Origin of the sequence: Jingyaoa shaoxingensis (genome assembly GCF_014385005.1) — a bacterium.
GTDB classification, from domain to species: Bacteria; Bacillota; Clostridia; order Lachnospirales; family Lachnospiraceae; genus Marvinbryantia; species Marvinbryantia shaoxingensis.
This window is the reverse complement of the sequence record NZ_JACRSZ010000005.1, coordinates 1-20,260: the sequence shown is the minus strand read 5'-3', so window position 1 is coordinate 20,260 and position 20,260 is coordinate 1. Positions and strand designations below refer to the sequence as shown.

Below are 20,260 nucleotides of genomic sequence, written 5' to 3'. Positions count from 1 at the left end.
AGGAAGTTATAATATGAAGTATCTCAGACAATTTATGATTATTCTGCTGGTTTCCTTTGTGGGAGAATTATTGAAATATGCGATTCCCCTTCCGGTTCCGGCAAGTATTTACGGACTGGTGATTTTATTCATTTTGCTGGAGACAGGTGTGCTGAAACTGGATGCAGTCAAAGATACTGCAATCTTTCTAATAGAGATCATGCCACTGATGTTTATTCCGGCTGGTGTGGGACTGATAGAATCCTGGGGGGACTTAAGCAGCATGCTGGTGGAAGTGACTGTGATTACAGTAGTATCTACAGTGCTGGTTATGGGTGTATCAGGAAAAGTGACAGAGCTGGTATTGAAACACTCTGCACGGAAGAAAGGGGAGACAAAAGATGAATGATGTAATGCTGGAATCCCTGTTTTTTGGAGTATTAGTCAGCTGCGTTACATATGAACTGGGCGGATGGCTGCGAAAGAAGACAAAAATCTCATTGATTAATCCACTGCTGTTTTCTATCATAGCAGTGATTGCTGTATTACTGGCATGCAATATTGATTATGATACCTACTATAATGGAGCAAAATATTTAAGCTATCTGCTGACACCGGCAACAGTCTGTCTTGCGGTACCACTTTACCAGCAGGTAGAACTGCTAAAGAAGAATGTAGTTGCTATTCTTGCCGGAATCCTGTCCGGTGCGTTGACTAGTGTGACCTGTGTATTGGTACTGGCAATGATTTTCCATTTTTCCCATGACCAGTATGTGACGCTGCTTCCGAAGTCTATCACTACGGCAATTGGAATGGGGGTATCAGAAGAACTGGGAGGATTTGTAACCATTACAGTTGCAGTTATTATCATCACCGTAATTCTCGGTAACATCATTGCAGAATATGTCTGCAAGTTGTTCCACATTACGGATCCTATCGCCAAGGGTATTGGAATCGGGTCAGCATCTCATGCCATAGGAACCGCTAAAGCGATGGAAATGGGAGAGATAGAAGGAGCTATGAGCAGTCTGTCCATAGCTGTGTCAGGAATTATTACTGTTGTACTGGCAGCGGTATACGCAGGGTTATACTAAATCACAGAAGCACCCAAAAAAGTACACGGTTTGTTTGCATTGTTTTCACAAATTAAACACATATTTCCATTAATATTAGTTTCAGAAACAAGGAAGAGAGATAAGAAATCAGATCATCGATCTTCTTGAAATAAAGACATAAACCTTAAGGAGGTATGGATTATGAATAAAGCAAAAAAATTAGGTATTGCTCTTGCAGTGATTACCATAACAGGAACAGCTGGTACAGCAATTGGCGTGAACACATACAATGAAAGAATGGCCGGTGTACAGGCTGAAGAATCTACAGAGACTGAGTCAGAGGCCGATACAAGCGGTATTACACTTGGCGCAGATGCCTCTGATTCAGAAGCAACAGATACATCTTCCGATGGAAGTTATCTTCCGAATGTAAAAGAGATCGCACAGAATGCAATGCCATCTATTGTAGCTATTACAAATCAGAGTAAAGAGACCATCCAGTTCTGGGGTCAGGAATATGAACAGGACAGCGAGAGCACAGGCTCAGGTATCATCGTTGGTAAGAGTGATACAGAACTTCTGATTGCAACCAATAATCATGTAGTACAGAATGCAGATCAGCTTACCGTTCTCTTTAGTGCAGATACAGAGAACGACGAAGATAAGATGGTAACCGCGCAGGTGAAAGGTACTGATTCTTCTCTTGATCTGGCAGTCGTTGCAGTGAAACTGGATGATATTCCACAGGATGTCATGGATCAGATCAAAGTTATCGAGATCGGTGATTCTGATGAAGTAAATGTAGGTGACTGGTCAATTGCCATCGGCAATGCACTTGGATACGGACAGTCCGTAACATTTGGTATTATCAGTGCTCTGGATCGAGAAGTTATTCTTTCTACAGATAATGGTGAGATCACACAGAATATGATTCAGACGGATGCAGCCATTAACTTTGGTAACAGTGGTGGAGCTCTTCTGGATGAGAACGGTCGTCTGATCGGTATCAACTCCGCAAAGGCATCCAGCACAGGTGTAGAAGGTATGGGATATGCTATCCCGATCAATACAGCAAAATCGGTTATTGAAGATCTGATGAATCAGACCACCAGAACGAAAGCAGATGCAGATAAAGCAGGTGCCCTTGGCGTTCGTGTTACAAACGTATCTGAAGAAGCAAGACAGATGTACAACATTCCGGCAGGTGCTTATGTATATGAAGTAACTGACGGCAGTGCAGCAGCAGAAGCCGGTATCAAACAGGGTGATATCATCACCAAGCTGGATAAGACAACGATCAGTTCCATGTCGGAACTTCTTGACAGAATCCAGTATTATGAAGCCGGTGAGTCTGTAGATGTAACCATTAAGAGATCCGGTGATAACGGATATCAGGAACAGGTAGTTACTGTTACACTGCAGGCAAAGGATACTACAGATAGTTCATCTCAGGATGAAGAGAGTACAGAAGAATATCAGGATGGACAGTCTGATGACGGTGACTGGATGCAGAGCCCGGATCAGAGCGAGACACAGCCTGGTAGAAAAGCAACAGGATTTGGATATTTCTTCTAAGATTCTGATGATAAAAAGTAAGAAAGCAACACATTTTTTTCAAATTTTTAATACCCTCCCTTTTTTAAATATGATATGGAAGATCCCCGGTCCTGGAGTACAGAGCCGGGGATCTTGCTGTTCACATTCAGACTCAAAACAGGGTTTTTTCGTATCGGTTCAGTATCTTTACAAATACGATGTTCTATTTTTTGGATAAAAATCATGCAAATCTTAACAAAATATTAAGAATCCACAAAAAATCTTTAAGGAACATAACATAACCTGTTCACATTTGTTCATTAAAATATAAAACATGATGTATCTGTTCAGTACTTTCACAAAAGGTTCTGAAGAGTTACAACATAATTACAAAAGTAATTGTGATACATGCATGAAAGAAGGAGGGACAATATGCATTATAAAAAACTTTGGATCACATCATGTATCCTTGCAGCAGGTCTGACTATGAATCTTGCAGGAGTAGTAAATGCAGCTGATGCAGAAACAGGGGAGCTTATTTTTGCACAGTGTGAAAGTTACATTAATATTCGTTCAGAAGCTGATGAGAACAGCGAGGTAGTGGCCAAGCTGTATAATGATGGATCCGCAACCGTAGAAGAGACAGATGAAGATGGATGGTATAAGATTAAGTCCGGTAATGCTATCGGATATGTGAAGTCGGAGTATTTTGCAACAGGAGAACAGGCAAAAGAGATTGCTGATAAAGTTGCGTATAATGTAGCAGTAGTCAATGCAAAGGCACTGAATGTCAGAGCTACTCCGTCTGAGGAATCAACCGTAATTGATGTGGCAAGCGAGTCCGAGGAACTGGAAGTTGTTGACACCAGCGGAGAATGGGCAACAGTAGCACTGGGAAATGATGTATATGGATTCATTCACCCGGATTACTGCGAATATAAGACCTATTATCCGACAGCAGTTACACTGGAAGAAGAAGCAGACAGACAGGCGGCAGAAGAAGCTTCTTATAAGGAAGTGAGTGAAAACACAGACATTTCTGACAGTGAAGATGTTTCTTATGCAGAGGACACAGCTTCAGCGGATGCTACATATACAGATGAGACACCGTCAACGGATACAGCGTATGTAGATGAGACACCGTCAACAGATACAGCGTATGTAGATGAGACACCGTCAACAGAAGCCCCATATACAGAAGTACCGGAGACAGAAGCCCCATATACAGAAGCACCGGAAACAGAAGCACCATATACAGAGGCACCGGAGACAGAAGCACCAGAGACAGAAGCACCGGAAACAGAAGCACCAGAGACAGAAGCACCGGAAACAGAAGCACCAGAGACAGAAGCACCGGAAACAGAAGCACCAGAGACAGAGGCACCAGAGACAGAAGCACCGGCATCAGACAGTTCAGTTGGACAGGAGATTGCCAACTATGCAGTTCAGTTCGTGGGTAATCCATATGTTTATGGTGGTACAAGTCTGACAAACGGAACAGACTGTTCCGGATTTACCCAGTCTGTTATGGCGAACTTTGGTATCTATATTGCAAGAACAGCAGCAGATCAGGCTTATGGAGGAACATCCGTATCCGTTAGTGATATTCAGCCGGGTGACCTGTTATTCTATTCCGATGGAAGCGGAATCAGTCATGTGGCACTGTACATTGGCGGAGGCCAGATCGTACATGCAGCTACAGAGTCACAGGGAATTATCATTTCCAGTTATAATTACGATTCACCGGTATGCGCAGCAAGATACTGGTAAAACATATTTAGTAAGTTATAGAACAGGCAACAGACATACGAATAAACAGACAGTCCTGAAAAGATTTCATTTTCGGGGCTGTTTTTGTTATACTGTAAAGGAGAAAATTCAGGGATACTGGTGCAGAGGAAACTATGAAAAACTGGAAAGAGACTGATAAACAGAAAAAACAGATGCGAAAAGAGCATAAAACCACTGTAACTTTGATGATAGCAGGAATCTGTCTGTTAGCGGGGAGGTCTGTCGTGGCAGCAGAAACGAAAGATCTGACACTGGAACAGCGTGTGGCACAGCTGTTTTTTGTAACTCCGGATCAGCTATCCGGTGTAGATGGAACCACAGCGGCAGGAGAAGTCACGAAAGGAGCTTTTGAAAACTGCCCGGTTGGCGGCATTATTCTTATGGAAAATAATATTCTGTCAGAGAACCAGGTAAAGGAAATGACGGCAGGGTATCAGTTGCTTAGCAGTGAACTGCTGGACATACCTGTCTTTATCGGAGTGGATGAAGAGGGAGGCAGAGTGGCACGAATTGCTAATGCCGGGATTATGGATACGCCACATTTTTCATCCATGTATGAAGTTGGAGCATCCGGGAATCCAAAGGAAGCATATCAGGCGGGAAAAGAGATCGGAGCCTATCTGACGGAACTGGGAATTGATACAGACTTTGCACCGGTGGCAGATGTGTGGAGCAATGCTGAAAATCAGGTGATTGGTGACCGGTCTTTTGGTACGGATCCGGAAAAAGTGGCAAAAATGGTGGCAGGGGCAGTCAGAGGTTTTCATGACAGTCAGATTCGTACTGCGGTGAAGCATTTCCCGGGACACGGGAATACAGCGGAAGACAGTCACAGTGAATTTGCCTATAACTATAGTACAAAAGAAGAACTGGAAAAAGGAGAATGGAAGCCTTTTGAAGCAGGCATAGAAGAACAGAGCGAATTTGTCATGGTGGGACATATCTGTTGCCCGAATATCATATCAGAAGAGATACCGGCAAGTCTGTCGAAAGAACTGGTCACAGATATATTACGAAACGAAATGGGATTTGACGGAATTATTATTACTGACGCCATGGATATGGGGGCAGTCACAGCACACTATTCCTGTGGAGAGGCGGCTGTGCGGGCACTGGAAGCAGGTGCGGATATGATATTGATGCCGGAGGATTTTCAGGAAGCATATGAAGCAGTACTGCAGGCAGTCAGAGACGGACATATCAGTGAAGAACAGATCAGTGAATCGGTATCGCGGATTCTGAACTGTAAAAAGAGCAGATGACACGGACTGGAAAGTATTGTATACTGGCATCGTATCTGTGAAGATACTGAACAGATATATCAGATGTGAGATGACTCCCACCTCTTTAGGTGGCGAGGAGCAAATTAGTATCAGTGGTGGGAGTCAATCCCCCATCTGATATAGCCTCCGGCAGGATTGCAGAGATGCGCAAAAGAAATATGTCATGCTTTGCATGACGCGCATCTCGCAGCAAGAATGCCGAGGCATTCTTGAAGAAATATTTGAGAATACTGGCAGAATGTACTGGAGAAGAAAGAGGCAGAAGCAATGGATATTCGAGCAATACGGTATTTTATGGAAGTGGCAAGAGAACTGAACATTACCAGAGCGGCAGAGAATCTGCATATTGCGCAGCCACCACTGTCCCGGCAGATCCATCAGTTAGAAGAGGAACTGGGAGTGGAGCTGTTTGACCGGAAAAAGAAAAAGCTGCAGCTTACCGAAGTGGGGCAGCTCCTGCTTCACAGGGGCGACCAGATACTGACGCTGGTGGAGAAAACAGAAGACGAGATCCGCAGCTTCGGTCAGGGAGTGACAGGAACGTTGTATGTGGGAACTGTAGAAGGAAGTGCACCCCGGCTGATATCCCAGTGGGTGGCAGAATTTTCCTGCAAATATCCGGAAGTACAGTACAATCTGTGGAATGGAAGCAGTGACGATGTGATTAGCCGTCTGTCCAAGGGACTCTGTGATCTGGCAGTCATTGCAGCACCTTATGATACAGAACGGTGGGATGGAATTCCTGTGGGGTCAGAGCCATGGGCTGCATTGATTCCACATGATCATCCTCTTGCAAAGCAGCCGGGGGACTTTGTTACATTGACGGATCTGGCAGAGGAACCGCTGATTATTCCATCCAGAAAGTCAAGATCAAAGGAGATTGTGGGATGGTTTACCAAAGTGGAAAAGGAACCAAAGATCCTGTGCAGAATCAGTAATTATATGAATGCATTTGCACTGGTAAAGGCCAAGGTTGGAATTGCAATTTTTCCGGCAACCATGGATTTTGGTATGACACATACGCAGGTGGTGACGAAGAATATTGTCAATCCGGGACATCAGGCAGATTATTTTCTGGTTTGGGACAAGAACAGAATGCTGTCCGGGCTGGCGCAGCGTTTTGTAGAATGTGTGGATGAAACAGTGGAGAAAGAAAAGGAGACAGGCGAGTAGAAATATGAGCAGGAAATATCAGCTGATTGCCCTGGATATGGACGGAACAGTTTTAAATGATAAGAAAGAGATAGATGAAGAAACACGATCAGCAATCCATGAGGCACTGGCAGCAGGTGTGGAGGTTGTATTCTGTACAGGCAGAAGCTTTTCTGAAATGCGGGATATTTTAAAGGATTTCCCGGATATGCATTATCTGTGTGGTGAAAGCGGCGCACTGGTGTTGGATTTGCAAAAGGGAGAGACACTTCACCGGGAGGAAGTAAGCCGGGAAATAGCAGAGATTATGATGGCGGCGGGAAAACGCAAAGATCTTATGACCTGTGTATTCAGTGATGGCATCTGCTGTGTGAAGAAAGAACATATGCTTCATATGGACAGATATCAGATGGGGCAGTATCAGAAGATGTATGAGAAGACCTGCAATCCTATGGAAGAAAATGTGCTGGAGAGATTGCTGAAGGAAGAAGGACCGGTGGAAAAGATTAATCTGTACCATACCAGCCCGGATGAGCGTCTGGAGACGAGGAAATGGCTGGAACAACAAAAAATACAGGCTGAACTGGTAGATTCCGAGACCAGTTCTCTGGAATGTTCCCCATTGGGTGTCAGTAAGGCATCCGGACTGAAAAGCCTGTGTGCCAGGCTGGGACTTGGTATGGAGCAGGTTGTTATGGTCGGAGATGCAGACAATGATATAGAAGCAATGAAAGCTGCCGGAATGGCAGTTGCCATGGGGAATGCCAATGCACATGTGAAGGCAGTCTGTGATCTGGAAGTGGCAGATAATAACCATCAGGGATGCGCCCAGGCAATTCGTATGGTCTGTGGTGAGGAAGCTTATAATAGGCAGGCATTAGAACAGCTGAAAGTAGTTGGAGGAGAAGATGATTAAATTAATCGCATCAGATGTGGATGGTACGCTGTTACCGGAAGGAACTGCGGATCTGAATCCGGAATTGTATGATGTTATTTTGAAATTAAAAGAAAAAGGAATTGTGTTTGCAGCAGCCAGCGGCAGACAGGCGAATAGTGTAAAGACGGTATTTGCACCGGTGGAACAGGAGATGTATTTTATTACGAATAATGGTGGATACGTCACATACCGGGATGAAGTGCTGGCATGCAGGGTATTTGACGGGAAAACTATAGAAGAGATCCTTGCTTATGTAAGAAGCCTGGAGAATACATTCTATCTGGTAACTTCTCCGGATGGGGATTATACCGACTGCCAGGACAAAGAGATGCTGGAATGGCTGAGGGAAGGCTATCGTATCCATATTGACCAGATCGGTGACGTGATGGAAAAGGCAGATTGTCTCGTGAAAATTTCTGCTTTTTTAAAAGATAAGGATGCAGCAAAAGAAGCGGTTCCGGCGAAAACGCTTTTTGAAGGAAAAGCAATGGTAACAGCGGCAGGAGATCACTGGGTGGATTTTACTGCTCCAGGATCCGAGAAAGGCAATGCATTGAAAGAATTGCAGGAACACCTGCATGTGACAGCAGAAGAAACGATGGCATTTGGAGATAATAACAATGATATTGGTATGCTGAAAAATGCCGGGGAAAGTTATGCGGTATCTGAAGCGAGAGAGGAAGTAAAGGCAGTATGTAAGTACATATTGCCAGATACCAATAAGAACAGTGTGCTGAAAATTCTGAAAACATTGTTGTAAGTATCAGGGTTAAACCGGCAGATCCATGACAATATTGGATGCAATGATATGTGAAAGTCTATGGACAGAAGATATGGGGTGAAAGAATGAGATACACGGTACCGGACTATTATAAGAAGTTCCAGTGTCTGGCAGGGTTCTGTCCTGCCACATGCTGTGCAGGATGGCAGATTGTGATTGATCCAAAATCACTGGCAAGATATCATAAAGTGAAGGGGCGCTTTGGCAATCGTATCCGTAATTCCGTGAACTGGAAAGAAGAGACTTTTTTACAGTATGAGAAGAAACGGTGCGCATTTCTAAATGAAGAAAACTTATGTGACATGCATATTGAGGCGGGACCGGAGATGATGTGTGCCACCTGCCGGAAGTATCCGCGCCATATTGAGGAATTTGAAAATGAACGGGAGATTACGCTGTCCATGTCCTGTCCAGCTGTGGCGAAGATAATTCTGGAAAAACAGGAACCGGTGACCATGCGGACCGCGGAAGATGACAGACAGGAAGAAGAGGCAGGTTTTGATTTCTTTTTATATTCAGCACTGCAGGATACCAGGGAAGTGATGCTGAACATGCTGCAGAACAGAAAATACCCGGTTCATCTGAGAATGGCAGAGGTGCTGGCGCTGGCACATGATGTGCAGAGCAGAATTCGTTCTGGACAGATTTTTGAAATCGAGACGATTCTCACCCGTTATGAAAAGGGAGAGATGGCGCTGATCAGAAAGCTTTGTGCAGAAAAAGGACGGGTACATGCAGAAGAACTGTTATGTCTCCTGGATGAGTGGGAGGTACTGGATGAACATTGGAAAAAGGATGTTGCTGTCTGGAAGCAATGTGCACAGTCCTTGCATCCGGGAAACATTCCTGAGAATGATAAAGAACAGATGGTGGTATATTATCTGTATACTTATTTTTGCGGTGCGGTGTATGACGGGGATGCTCTGGCGAAGGCGAAGATGGCAATTGTCAGTACGCTGATCTGGGAAGAACTATGCCGGGCAGAAGAAGCGCAGAAGGGTGAAATACTTTCCTTTGAAGAGCGGGTGGAACTGGCATATCGTTATTCCAGAGAACTGGAACATTCAGATCCGAATCTGAATCAGATGGAAGTGCAGATGAATACAAGGGAAGAAACGTCTTTTCCCCGTCTTCTCGGAATTCTTGCGGCACGGGCAGAAGTTGACAGAAATGAGTGATTCACTTATAATTGGTTGTTAGTGAGAAAGCGGCACAATCAGATAGTGTTTGAATAGAAAGAAGGAATGAATATGACAAAAGTAGACATTATTTCAGGATTTTTGGGAGCAGGAAAGACAACACTGATCAAGAAACTGCTGAAGGAAGTATATGCGAACCAGCAGGTAGTGCTGATTGAGAATGAATTTGGAGAAATCGGCATTGACGGTGGATTTCTGAAGGAAGCAGGTATCAATATTACAGAGATGAATTCCGGCTGCATCTGCTGTTCTCTGGTAGGAGACTTTGGCAAGGCACTGAAGGAAGTAACAGAAAAATATCATCCGGACCGTATCATCATTGAGCCATCCGGAGTAGGTAAATTATCTGATGTAAGAAAAGCTGTTGAGGATGCTGCAGATGCTGCACATCTGGAAGTAAACAGTCTGATTACTGTAGCCAATGCATCCAAGATCAAGATGTATATGAGGACATTCGGTGAGTTCTACAACAACCAGGTAGAGAATGCCGGAGCCATCATTTTAAGCAGAACCCAGAACCTGACAGAGGAAAAGCAGATGGAAGCTGCTGCGCTGGTTCGTGAAAAGAATCCAAATGCAGTGATTATTACCACACCATGGGATGATCTGACAGGACAGCAGATTCTGGATGCTATCGAAGGAACCCATTCTCTGGCAAAAGAGCTGATGGAAGAACATGAACACCATCATCATGACGGTGAGTGTGGATGTGGACATGATCACGAACATCATCATGATGACGAATGTGGCTGTGGACACGACCATGAGGGACACGAACACCATCATGACCATGAGCATCACCACGATGGCGAATGCGGCTGTGGACACGACCATGAGGGACACGAACATCATCATGACCACGAGCATGAGCATCACTACGACGAGAATGGCGTATGCAGTTGTGGACATCACCATGATCACGACCATCACCATCATCATGCAGATGAAGTCTTTACTTCATGGGGAAAAGAGACTCCGCGTAAATACAGCAAAGAGGAACTGGAACATATTCTGAAGACTCTGGATGAGTCTGAAGATCTGGGAATGGTACTGAGAGCAAAAGGCATGCTTCCTTGCACGGACGGAACATGGATGCATTTCGATCTGGTACCTGGTGAATATGAGATCCGTACCGGTGCAGCAGATTACACAGGCAGACTGTGTGTTATCGGATCCAAGTTAAAAGAAGATAAGTTAGAAGAACTGTTTCTTCTGAAATAACAACAGATACGAGAAGAGAGGAAATCATGCAGAAAATTCCAGTATATATGATTACGGGATTCCTGGAGAGCGGCAAGACCAGTTTTCTTCAGGATATTGTGACAGACGAAGATTTTACAGAGGGACAGAGATGTCTTCTGATTGTCTGCGAAGAGGGTGAAGTGGAGTACAATAATGAGGATCTGTGCGGTAACAATATTACTATGATTACCGTGAATGAGGAAGAAAAGATGAATACAGATTTCCTCAAATACTGTATCCGCCAGTACACACCGAAGAAAATTTTTATCGAAATGAACGGCATGTGGGATTATAAATGGGTGTTTGAGTGGGGGCAGATGGACCGTCTGGTGCTTGCTCAGGTTATTACTCTGGTGGACGGAAGTACTTTCCCGGTTTATCTGAATAATATGAGAAGCCTGTTTAGCAACATGTTCCAGTACACAGAGATGGTTATTTTCAACCGTTGTACAGAGAGCATGGATCTTCATTCCTACCGCAGAACGGTACGCAGCCTGAATCCACGGGCAATGGTATACTTCGAGGCTTATGACGGAGAACCGATTGACCCAGGGGCAGAAGTACCTCCATTTGATTTTGATGCAGATGTGATTAATATTGAAGATATGGACTATGGCCTGTGGTTCCTGGATGCATCGGATAATCCGGAACGATACGAGGGCAAAACAGTTCGTTTTCTGGCAAAAGTCATGAAGTCCAGAAGAATGCCGGAGGGTATGATTGTTCCGGGCAGAAATGCCATGACCTGTTGTGCAGATGATATCCGTTTTATTGGATATCTGTGTAAGGCTGATTTTGTGAGTGAATTAAAGACCCGTCAGTGGATTTATCTCACTGCGAAGATTCATTATGAATATCAGAAGGATTATGGTGAAGAAGGACCGGTGCTGTATGGAATCAGTTATGAACCTGCAGAAGAACCGGAAGACGATCTGGTTTATTTCAATTAAAAAGAATCATAAAAATGGGGTTGTTCATGATGGACAACCCCAAAACTTTATCAGACTTATACTCGATGTCCCTTTGCTATGTACAATGGGAAGGTATCAGCACCTTTCATTTCCTTACCGGCACTGATAACAACTTTTTTATCAGTAATGGTGTAATCTACAATCGCCCCTTCTTCAATCACGGTATCCTGCATCAGAATACAGTTTCTGACAATCGCTCCCTTGGCTACTTTCACACCACGGAACAAAATACTGTTTTCTACATGGCCTTCAATGACACAACCATCAGCAACCATGACGTTAGATACTTCAGAACCAGGAATATATCTGGTCGGGTTATCGTCACGGATCTTGGTGTAGATCGGGTTCGGGTCAAAGAGTGCATCCAGATTCTCATCATCCAGAAGCTTCATATTCTCATCAAAGTAAGATCTCATATCACTGATACGGGCAGCATATCCTTCATACTTGAATCCCTGCACATTCAGAGACTCCAGATTCGGAGCCAGAACATCACGCTCAAAGTATACCTGACCACGTACAAATGCGGTATTGATCATATCGATGAGTTTCTTACGTTCTATACAGTAGATATTCATGGAGAAATTCTGAATACCTGTATCACGCGGATTAATATAGATTTTGCTGATTCTGGTACCGGTCAGAGCGAATGTATAATACAGACCTCTGTCATTGGCGGTATGCTTTAATGCACTTGAAGGAAGTTCTTCTGCAATATAAGCAGCAGTTACATCAGCGTCATTTTCAATGTGAGCCTTCAGCATGGCATTGAAATCAAAGTTTACTGCAATATTGGCATCGGAAAGAAATACATATTTCTCATTCTGATGTCTGAGGAATTCCAGTACATTTGCAAGAGCTTCTACATGGCCGGTAAACAGCTTGTTCTGCTTCTCTGCATATGGAGGAATAATATGGAGACCACCATTTTTTCTGGTCAGATCCCATTCACGTCCGGAACCAAGATGATCCATCAGTGAGGAGTAATTGTTACGTACTAATACGGTTACGTTGCTGATTCCACAGTTGACCATGCTGGAGAGAATGAAGTCAATCATACGGTAACGGCTTGCAAAAGGGATGGAAGCCATCAGACGTACATTGGATAATTCCGGAACCAGAGCGTCATAACTGTTTGGAAAAATAATACCAAGTGCACTTGTGCTGGATGCTAACATACTTCTTCACCACCTTTTACATTTTCTCTTACCATTGCATTCGGTCCTACTTTGGCACCTTCACCGACAGATACGCCAGGACCGATCGTAGCAACACCTTTTTCTGTCTCAGTAGGTATTGCGCCAACGATGGCATTCTCACCGATAACAGCATTTTCAGCAATGATACAGTGGCGGACAACAGCGCCTGACTTAATGACACATCCACCCATAACCACAGCGTCTTCTACCACAGCTCCGTCTTCTACTTTTACACCGGAATAAAGTACGGAATGCTTTACGGTACCCTGAATACGGCATCCATCTGTAATCATAGAATTCTCAACTACAGCACCTGCAGAAATCTTGTGACCGGTCATACCGCTGTTGCGGCTGTAGATCTTCCAGTTATCGTCGAAAAGATTGATACCGCTGTGTTCCGGATCCAAAACTTCCATATTGGCTTCCCACAGGGAAGAAATGGTTCCTACATCTTTCCAATATCCACTGAAATGATATGCGTACATACGGCACTCATCACGAAGCAGATTCGGGATGATATTGTTACCAAAGTCATTTTCAGACTGTGGATCTGCTTCATCTTCTTCCAGGTACTTTTTCAGGATATCCCAGTTAAAAATATAGATACCCATGGAAGCCAGATTAGATTTTGGATGAGCCGGCTTCTCCTGGAATTCTGTGATCTTGTCATCTTCATCGGCAACCATCAGACCAAAACGGGATGCCTCATCCCACGGAACTTCCATAACCGCAACAGAGAATTCAGCGTTCTTTTCCTTATGGAATCTAAGGAAATCACTGTAGTCCTGCTTGCAGATCTGATCACCTGACAGGATGATGACGTATTTTGGATTGTAACGTTCGATGAAAGAAATATTCTGATAAATTGCATTTGCAGTACCCTTGTACCAGTCAGAACCAGCGGCCTGCTGATAAGGAGGCAGTACATGAACACCACCGTGAACACGGTCAAGATCCCATGGCTGTCCGTTGCCAATATATTCATTCAGAACGAGTGGCTGATACTGAGTCAGAACACCAACTGTATCAATACCAGAATTTACACAGTTCGAAAGCGGGAAATCGATGATACGATATTTACCGCCAAAAGGAACTGCAGGTTTTGCCAGATTCTGGGTCAGAGCATATAATCTGGAGCCCTGTCCACCGGCAAGAAGCATTGCAATAATCTCTTTTGCCATTTTTCATAATCCCCCTAAAATATCATGGATACAATAATTGTACCACATATTTCACAAAAAGAAATATTTTTTTTGTATATTTTTAGTAAAAAATTTGCCATATTATGTAAAATCAATGGAAAATATGTCGACAAGTTTCCTGCAGACCAAGAGAAACCATGTGCTGAGGCTGATTTGGACAGAGAAAGACCAGGATGGTTACAAAATACGATTCTGAATGTTAGAAAAAGTGCATAAAATGAATTCGAAAACAGGACGAAAGAGATGACGAAATAGCTAACCTGTTATAATGAGTCCATAAAACGAAAGAGATACTCGAAAAGAGAAAATATAAATTCAGAATCATTCGGAGGTGTGGTCTATGAGAAACAAAGTGATGAAAAAAATAATGGCGGTTCTTATGGCGGCAATGATGACAGTCCCTGGTTATGCAGTATATGCAGAAGAAGATACACAAATTGAGGCACAGGCGGCAGCAGAAGCAAAGGCGAAAGCAGAGGCGGAGGCAAAAGCCAGGGAAGAGGCAGAAGCAGCAGCGAGAGCGGAGGCTGAAAGACAGGCAGCGGAAGCAGCAGCAAAGGCAGAAGCGGAAAGGCAGGCAGCGGAAGCAGCAGCGAAGGCAGAAGCGGAGAGGCAGGCAGCGGAAGCAGCAGCGAAGGCAGAAGCGGAGAGGCAGGCAGCGGAAGCAGCAGCGAAAGCAGAAGCGGAGAGGCAGGCAGCGGAAGCAGCAGCGAAAGCAGAAGCGGAAAGGCAGGCAGCGGAAGCAGCAGCGAAGGCAGAAGCGGAGAGGCAGGCAGCGGAAGCAGCAGCGAAAGCAGAAGCGGAGAGGCAGGCAGCGGAAGCAGCAGCGAAAGCAGAAGCGGAAAGGCAGGCAGCGGAAGCAGCAGCGAAGGCAGAAGCGGAGAGGCAGGCAGCGGAAGCAGCAGCGAAAGCAGAAGCGGAGAGGCAGGCAGCGGAAGCAGCAGCGAAAGCAGAAGCGGAAAGGCAGGCAGCGGAAGCAGCAGCAAAGGCAGAAGCAGAAAGGCAGGCAGCAGAAGCAGCAGCAAAGGCGGAAGCGGAGAGGCAGGCAGCGGAAGCAGCAGCGAAGGCAGAAGCGGAAAGCCAAGTGACAGAGGCAGTAACGGAAGCACCGACCGAAGCAGTAACGGAGGCACCAACAGAAGCACCGACAGAGGCAGTAACGGAGGCATCAACCGAAGCATCAACGGAGAAAGCAACAGAAGCTGTTACGGAAAAAGAGACAGAAACGGAGAAGAAAGAAAAGGAAACAGAAAAAGAATATCAGACTTCCTTCCGTTTTGAGAATGATGAAGTTGTGATTGAAGTGAAAGTTTCCAAGGATGCAAAACTGGAAAAAGATGTAAAGATGGTAGCCAGAAAACTGGAAACCGGAAGTGAAAAGTATGAAGCAGCAAAAGCGGCAACTATGAATAGCCTTGGTTCTGATGAAGACGGAAGCTACAGTTTTTACGAAATTGTATTTGAGAAAAATGGCGCAGAAGTGGATGTAAAGGACAGTCATATTAATGCGAATGTTTCCTTTAAGAACGATGCGTCAGCAGTAAGAGTAAAAGACGGTGCTGCAAAGAGAATCTAAGGATGAGAAATTGTATAAAGTGAAAAAAGAAATCAGCAGAGGTTGATTTCTTTTTTCATATCGGGAAACGCGAAATAGATGACGAAATAAGACAGCTGATACAATATATATATATATCAGATGTGAAATGGCTCCCACTTCTGTAGGTGGTGAGCAACAAATCAGTATCAGTGGTGGGAGTCAATCCCCCATCTGATATAGCTTCCGGCAGGATCGCAGAGATGCGCAGAAGAAGTATGTCATGCATTGCATGACGCGCATCTCGCAGCAAGAATGCCGAGGCATTCTTGAATAAGGGAAATATTATCATTAAGTAGTAGAAAATCATAGAAAGGAAGGCGCGGGAAGATGAGAGAAAGGGAAAAAGTAAGAAGATATCTGGCTTTATTACTTGCGTTCGCAATGATCTTTACAAGTTCATCTATGAATGTTCTGGCAGCTACCATTGTAGGTGGTTATAAGAATAGTGATAAGAGTCAGACAACGGTGGAAGAGAGTGAAACTACCGTTGAGACAGAGGTGCAAGAGACAGAAGCATCTGAGACAGATGAGGATGGTACGGAGATACGAAAGAATGTGGTCACGTTTTCCATCAACGGGCATGCCCATGTGGTAGTAGACGGCACAACCGTAGAATCCACAGCCTATGCAAAAGATGGAAAGATCGTTTTCGACGTGGCAGTGGAGAACGGCTACCAGATCGAAAGCGTTCTGGTCGATAAGAGTATCAATGCACGTACTACAGAAAATGGATCTTACATAATCGAAGGTATCCAGACAGATAATACAACCGTTGATATCACAACGGTAGAAGTAGAAACAGAAGCACAGACTGAAACATCCATAGAAACCGAGACAGAAAGTGAAAGCGAGTCTGAGAGCGAAACAGAGAGTGAGACGAAATTATCAGAAGAATCAGAAATAAGTAAACCTGCTCAGAAACTTACTATAACGGCAGCAGATGGAGCGAGAATTACAGTGAATGCTCCGGAAGGTGCTCTTCCAGAAGGATCTTCTGTAAACGCTATTGTAATTGAGTCAAGAGCAATTGAAACTATTCTGGAAAATACGATTGAAGCAGAAGGAAAAGAACTGAACAATTATAAAGCATACGATATTACCATTATCGGGCCGGATGGTGCGGTAATTCAGCCGGATGACAACGTAAAGGTATCTATCAGAAATGCAGGAGTAGATGGCGAAGAAAATGCTGTTTATCACGTAGACGGCGCGTCCGCTAATAAGATCGCAGATATTGCAAATGGAAATAGTGCAAGCTTTGAAACAGACCACTTCTCGATTTATGTAATTACCGGTGAAAACACACCTGCAATTGCAACTTATGAATTTTATGATGGCACAAATCTGATTAGCAGTCAGAGTGTGAAAAATGGGGAAAGTCTGGTAGAACCTGCTGCACCGGAACATGACGGACAATACTTTACAGGATGGTTTATTGAAGGAACATCAACACAGGTTGCTTTCTCAACACCAGTTTCTGTTAGTGAAACAGGAACCGTTAAAGTTGTAGCAGAATATGAAGATGCGTATTATGTATTCTTTAAAAATAGTTCTGGCATCGTAATATGTACAAAAGAGGGTAAAACCGGGGATGTGATTTCAACATCAGATGTGACTTTTCCGGTTTCCGGAACTCAGGGTATCACAGGATGGTATGAAGACGAAGGGTTAACAAAAAAAGTTGAAACAGTTACTTTAAGAGATGAAGATGTTGTATTATATCCAAAGGTTGAAAATGGATATTATATTACCTACCAGAGTAATGGTGGAAGTTATACGGTACCGGTATTTATACTGCCAACAGAGAATACAACAGCACCGAATATTCCTGCTAAACCAGGATATACTTTTAAATATTGGTCTTTAACAGAAAATGGATCCGAATATAGATTTGGAGAAAAACTGACAGAGAATATTACGCTTTATGCAGTATGGGAAGCAAAAGATACCAATTACCTTGTTATGTACTGGATGGAAAATGCCAATTATGAGAATTCATATCTCTCTGCAGATAAAAGGGATATGGAACAGTACAGTTATGCTGCTGCAGTAACTGGAAGAGGTAAAACAGGAGAAGAGACAAATGTATCCGGATGGAATGGAAAGGTTCCGGCAGGATTTACTCTTCAGAGCATTAAGCAACAGACAATTGCAGGCGATGGATCTACTGTGGTGAATGTATATATTAATCGAAATACATACGATGTAAAATTTATGTATGATCGATGGAATGAAAATACATCTCTTCGGATTACTGCAAAGTATGGTGCTAATATTGAGAGCGAATGGCCTGGATATAACTGGCGTACATCTTATGGTGGAAGCACATACCAGACACATTTGTTCACAATGCCGGCAGGAGGAGCAAAATTTTATGAAGTAAGTAATAGTGCAAAAACATCATCTGCTGGTTATTATGTAGAGGTACTGCCTGGTGAGACAGGAACGATTACAAAGAACGGAAAACAGTATAAATTACATCACACAGACAAATCATATGGATCAGGTTATACAGTTACAGATGAAGACAGGTATAATATAGAAGGTTACACATGTAATACAAGTCTGAGTCCTAGAAATGGAACATCCTGGGATGGAACAAAATTTTATTACAATCGTAATCAGTATGATATTATTTTTATCAATGAAGGAACAAAAGCGGATCAAATAAGCAAATATTTTGAACAGTCTCTTACCGGTGTTTCCTGTAGTAAAGAGTTAACGCCACCCGCAGGAAAAGAAAGTTATGTTTTTGCAGGATGGTATGATAACCCGGAAGGTGAAGGAAATCAGTATACATTTACAGGAAGAATTATGCCTGCAAAAAATGTCACAGTCTATGCTAAATGGGTTGCACCGACATTTAACATAACGGTATATAGTACAATAGATGCATCTGATGAGCCGAATGTTTACGAGAAGGTTCTCGGAAGTAAATTATCAAGTGATGAGTTGTCTGTAACAACTCCGGATGGTCATACATTCCGCGGATGGTATCTCTATGAAAATGGTCAGAGAACATCTTTATACAATCCTGATACGGAAATTCGTGGCGACATTGCACTTGTACCATATTGGACTTCTGATGAGACATTCAAGGTAAGCTATGAGGCAGGAACAGGTACCGGAACTGTGAAGGATGAGTTTGAATATACAGAAGACGCACAGGCTGAAGTGAAGAGCGCAGCAAGTCTTACAGCTCCGGATGCTGATTCCTATTTCCAGGGATGGCTGTCTGATACAGATAATAGGGTATATTATCCGGGTGATGTATATCTTATGAAAGGCGATGTGACATTTACTGCACAGTGGGGAAAAGAAGAAAAAACAACAGTTTTCTATCAGCCTGGTATCGGAAAAGGAACATCACAGTCATTCGATGCAGCAAATAATGCTGAAATAGTGACCAAAACACCAGAAGAACTTGAATTTACAGCACCGGATGGATATACATTTGCAGGCTGGAGTTATACGAATTCAGATGGAAAACCGGCTGTAGCAGATGCAGGTGAAGTCCTTCATGTGGATACAAAAACAACACCAGGTAATACACTTACAGCTCAGTGGGCTAAGTTAAGTGCTGTTGGCGGAACATGGACATATGATGGACAGTCACATACAGTAAGTAATGTAAGCGTTGAAGGTGTAGATGGCTATACAGTTACTTATGAAGTAGATGGTACAGAATACACAGATGTGACTAGTGTGGCAATCAGTAGTGTCGGAGAAAAAAATGTAACTGTGATTGCCAGAAAAGCAGGTTACAGACAGCTTGAAAAAACAGTTACATTGAAAATCACACCAATAGAAGTAACAGTCTTTGTTATAGGTAATAACGACAACCGAGTTTATAATGGTTCAGCTCAGTCTGTAAACGGTTACAGTATTTTATCTGATAATGCATTATATAGTGTAACCGATATGGTAAATGGTCCGACACAGGAAAATGCGATTGCAAGCAGAACAGATGTTGGAACTACGTATATGGGATTGAGCAAAGACAGCTTTACAAATGTAAACACTAATTTTAATGTTACATTTGCTGTCACAGACGGATATATTACTATTACAGCCCAGAGTATCGTGCCGGATGACCCGTCTTACAGGGGAGTAACCGTAGATGATCCGAGAGATCATGAGTATGATGCCCAGGAGCATAAATGGACACCGACTGTCACAGACAAAGAGGGAAATACGCTGACAGAAGGAACCGACTATAAGGTAAGCTATGACACAGACAACTTTGTAGACGTAAAGACCATCACCGTAACGATTACGGGAGAAGGCAGCTACAGTGGAAGCGTCACCAGAACCTATAAGATTACGCCTGCATCTG

The 20,260-nt window shown here is 43.6% G+C and carries 15 protein-coding genes; 13 read left to right on the top strand and 2 right to left on the bottom strand.

The features are described 5' to 3' along the window. Nucleotides 1-13 precede the first annotated feature (13 nt). The 11 genes from H8716_RS06295 (at nt 14) to H8716_RS06245 (ending at nt 11,905) form a co-directional block, all read left to right on the top strand. A complete protein-coding gene (locus H8716_RS06295; protein ID WP_249307727.1) occupies nt 14-388 on the top strand; it encodes a CidA/LrgA family protein in 375 nt (124 codons plus the stop codon). Next, the gene (locus tag H8716_RS06290; RefSeq protein WP_249307726.1) at nt 381-1,073 is read left to right on the top strand and encodes an LrgB family protein; all 693 of its coding nucleotides are present in this window, start codon (nt 381-383) and stop codon (nt 1,071-1,073) included. Before H8716_RS06295 ends, H8716_RS06290 begins: the two co-directional genes overlap by 8 nt. Nucleotides 1,074-1,235: 162 nt before the next feature. Beyond that, complete coding sequence (locus H8716_RS06285) at nt 1,236-2,609, top strand: S1C family serine protease (RefSeq protein ID WP_249307725.1); 1,374 nt, start codon at nt 1,236-1,238, stop codon at nt 2,607-2,609. A gap of 393 nt (nt 2,610-3,002) precedes the next feature. Further along, entirely contained in the window at nt 3,003-4,340 is a 1,338-nt protein-coding gene (locus H8716_RS18130; RefSeq protein ID WP_249307724.1) for a C40 family peptidase, read from the top strand. A gap of 134 nt (nt 4,341-4,474) precedes the next feature. Continuing rightward, nucleotides 4,475-5,623, top strand: coding sequence for a glycoside hydrolase family 3 protein (locus tag H8716_RS06275; RefSeq protein WP_249307723.1), 1,149 nt, complete (start codon nt 4,475-4,477; stop codon nt 5,621-5,623). A 288-nt stretch (nt 5,624-5,911) separates the two neighbouring features. Beyond that, on the top strand, nt 5,912-6,817 hold the full coding sequence (locus H8716_RS06270; RefSeq protein ID WP_249307722.1) for a LysR family transcriptional regulator: 906 nt from the start codon (nt 5,912-5,914) through the stop codon (nt 6,815-6,817). A gap of 4 nt (nt 6,818-6,821) precedes the next feature. After that, a complete protein-coding gene (locus H8716_RS06265; protein ID WP_249307721.1) occupies nt 6,822-7,712 on the top strand; it encodes a Cof-type HAD-IIB family hydrolase in 891 nt (296 codons plus the stop codon). Then, on the top strand, nt 7,705-8,493 hold the full coding sequence (locus tag H8716_RS06260; protein ID WP_249307720.1) for an HAD family hydrolase: 789 nt from the start codon (nt 7,705-7,707) through the stop codon (nt 8,491-8,493). Before H8716_RS06265 ends, H8716_RS06260 begins: the two co-directional genes overlap by 8 nt. Nucleotides 8,494-8,579: 86 nt before the next feature. Continuing rightward, nucleotides 8,580-9,692 (top strand): flagellin lysine-N-methylase, encoded by a 1,113-nt coding sequence (gene fliB, locus H8716_RS06255; RefSeq protein WP_249307719.1) that lies wholly within the window; start codon nt 8,580-8,582, stop codon nt 9,690-9,692. Between the two features lie 72 nt (nt 9,693-9,764). Further along, nucleotides 9,765-10,934 carry a CobW family GTP-binding protein gene (locus H8716_RS06250; RefSeq protein WP_249307718.1) on the top strand — a complete coding sequence of 390 codons (1,170 nt, stop codon included), beginning with the start codon at nt 9,765-9,767 and terminating at the stop codon, nt 10,932-10,934. 26 nt (nt 10,935-10,960) lie between these two features. After that, nucleotides 10,961-11,905: a TIGR03943 family putative permease subunit gene (locus tag H8716_RS06245; RefSeq protein WP_249307717.1), complete on the top strand. Its 945-nt coding sequence runs from the start codon at nt 10,961-10,963 to the stop codon at nt 11,903-11,905. A 56-nt stretch (nt 11,906-11,961) separates the two neighbouring features. Here H8716_RS06245 and glgD read toward each other — a convergent pair whose 3' ends face one another. Both glgD and H8716_RS06235 read right to left on the bottom strand, forming a co-directional pair. Beyond that, nucleotides 11,962-13,104 carry a glucose-1-phosphate adenylyltransferase subunit GlgD gene (gene glgD, locus H8716_RS06240; protein ID WP_249307716.1) on the bottom strand — a complete coding sequence of 381 codons (1,143 nt, stop codon included), beginning with the start codon at nt 13,102-13,104 and terminating at the stop codon, nt 11,962-11,964. After that, complete coding sequence (locus H8716_RS06235) at nt 13,098-14,306, bottom strand: glucose-1-phosphate adenylyltransferase (RefSeq protein WP_249307715.1); 1,209 nt, start codon at nt 14,304-14,306, stop codon at nt 13,098-13,100. The genes glgD and H8716_RS06235 overlap by 7 nt, the downstream gene beginning before the upstream one ends. Before the next feature lie 361 nt (nt 14,307-14,667). On the opposite strand from H8716_RS06235, the gene H8716_RS06230 reads away from it, so the two are divergent. Together H8716_RS06230 and H8716_RS06225 are read left to right on the top strand one after the other, a co-directional pair. Then, on the top strand, nt 14,668-15,903 hold the full coding sequence (locus H8716_RS06230; RefSeq protein WP_249307714.1) for a hypothetical protein: 1,236 nt from the start codon (nt 14,668-14,670) through the stop codon (nt 15,901-15,903). Between the two features lie 348 nt (nt 15,904-16,251). Continuing rightward, on the top strand, nt 16,252-20,260 hold a 4,009-nt coding region (locus H8716_RS06225; protein ID WP_249307713.1), incomplete at its 3' end, for an InlB B-repeat-containing protein.